We start from the raw sequence: 1,971 nt of genomic DNA on the forward strand, positions 1-1,971 counted from the left end.
ATGCCGTCGGGAGGGCGTTCCGCACCGCACCGAGTATGCCGCCGGGAGGGCGTTCGGTAGAGCCTTCGGCCCGTGCCCGACAGGGAACTGACGGCATGTCCGGTGCGACCCGAAGCGGCGGCCAATGAATTTTGTCCAGATCGGGTCTTCGTGGCAGTGTCGTGGGGTGCGACCGATGACGTTACGTCAACTGGGCGCGACCAACCTGATGTTGCGAGGCGGCATCGGTGAGTAATCTCACAGGGCCTTGGATCGGCGCTGACCTGCGGGCAGGATCTGCACGCGGTCCGCGGTAGGTGTCGAGGCCGTGAAAACAGGCAAAACGGGGGAAGACTTGATGGGTTTCAGCGATTCGGCGTGTACGGCGACATCGGCTGTCGGAAGGGGAGTCGCCTCTCCATGGGCAGTGTCCCGTTGAGTAAGGCGTCACATCGGGGCAGCCGGACAAGGAATGGCTGTCCCGGCGCTCTCCGTACATCCCAGGCTTATTGAAGAAACCATGGCACATGCTTTGCGATAACGATGCCCTGGCCGACCGCTGGTTCCGGCGAATCACCAAGTGGAGCGGAAGCCCGCGGGCCCGCCTGATTTGCTTTCCCCATGCCGGCGGCACCGCGAGCTATTTTCGGGGCTGGGCCCGCCTTGTCCCGCCCGATATCGAGGTGCTGGCGGTCCGATACCCCGGCCGGGAAGACCGCCTCATGGACCCCTTCGCGGAGTCCATGGAGGAACTGGCCGACGAGGTGTCGTCCGCTGTTCAGTCGTTGTCCGACAGGCCGTTGGCGTTCTTCGGGCACAGCATGGGGGCCTCCGTCGCCTACGAGGTCGCGGCGCGGCTGCACACGAAGCGCGCTCCGTTCCACGGCCCCGCGCCCGTGGCGCTCTTCCTCTCCGGACGCGCGGGCCCCGGGCACGAGCACGTGCGAGATCTGGGCGGCGCCGACGACCGGGAACTGATGGACGAAGTCATCGGCATGGGCGGCACAGAGGCACACGCCTTCAGCGATCCCGAACTCCGTGACCTGGTCCTTCCCGTCATACGCTCGGACTTCCGGCTGGTGGAGCGCTACGGAAGAACAAGCCCCGGCGGCCGCCTCCTGAGCACCCCGGTCTTCACCTACTACGGCGACCACGACGCTCACCTCGACGTGCCGGCGATCAAGGCGTGGTCGGCCGTGACGAGTGGTCCGTTCGCCACGCGGAGCTTCGACGGCGGCCATTTCTACCTGGCGCGGCACGCCGAGGAACTCGTCGGTGACGTCGTCGGCCGCCTCCGGCCCCTCCTGGGCAGACCGGCGCGCTGACCCGCTGCCGTCGACCGGTCGCCAGGCCGTACGGCACCACTTCATCCCGCACACGACGTCGGCGCGGCCCGCCGGCGAAAGCGCCCCGAAGTTTTGCCGCGCCTTGACCGGTGCCCGGTGCATCGGATTCCCGGACCGCCGACGCGCCACGAATTCCGCACAAGATCACACGCAGGCCCCACGCAAGTCCGGTGCAAGCCCCACTCAAGATCCCACGCAAGAGGAGAAATCGATGAGCAACCCGTTCGAAGACGCCGACGGTACGTACGTCGTTCTCGTCAACGACGAGGGCCAGCACTCGCTCTGGCCCACTTTCGCTGACGTCCCCGCCGGTTGGACAAAGGCCTTCGGTGAGGCCGGACGTACCGAGTGCCTGGAATTCGTCGAGCAGTCCTGGACCGACATGCGCCCGAAGAGTCTGATCGCCGCCATGGAAGCCGGAGTTGACGCCAAGGGCTGACCGACGTCAACCCTTTCCATGCTTTTCGGGTGCCGACTCCCGATTCCCCGGCAACCCGTCTTCTCGTGACAGTCGGTGTCCAGGAGCGGCCGGCCCCCATTCAGGGCCGCGCCGACTTCCGGCGTGTCACAGGAATGCCCGGACGGCCGCATGCGGACTGCCTACCGTCCGAAGAACTCTTTGAACAGATCGATTAGGGGTATTGGT

General features: G+C 66.2%; 2 protein-coding genes. Both read left to right on the forward strand.

The features are described from left to right. The first annotated feature begins 506 nt into the window (after positions 1 to 506). Positions 507 to 1,304: a thioesterase II family protein gene (locus IEY91_RS21590; RefSeq protein ID WP_189175282.1), complete on the forward strand. Its 798-nt coding sequence runs from the start codon at positions 507 to 509 to the stop codon at positions 1,302 to 1,304. Positions 1,305 to 1,536: 232 nt separating this feature from the next. Beyond that, entirely contained in the window at positions 1,537 to 1,764 is a 228-nt protein-coding gene (locus IEY91_RS21595) for an MbtH family protein (protein ID WP_164317555.1), read from the forward strand. Positions 1,765 to 1,971: the final 207 nt, after the last annotated feature.

Origin of the sequence: Streptomyces lasiicapitis (assembly GCF_014646335.1) — a bacterium.
Taxonomy (GTDB): domain Bacteria; phylum Actinomycetota; class Actinomycetes; order Streptomycetales; family Streptomycetaceae; genus Streptomyces; species Streptomyces lasiicapitis.

Bases quoted from the DNA above. Each gene is read 5' to 3' on its own strand.
- IEY91_RS21595 (WP_164317555.1), top strand. From the start codon at position 1,537: ATGAGCAACCCGTTCGAAGACGCCGACGGTACGTACGTCGTTCTCGTC.
- IEY91_RS21590 (WP_189175282.1), top strand. From the start codon at position 507: ATGCTTTGCGATAACGATGCCCTGGCCGACCGCTGGTTCCGGCGAATC.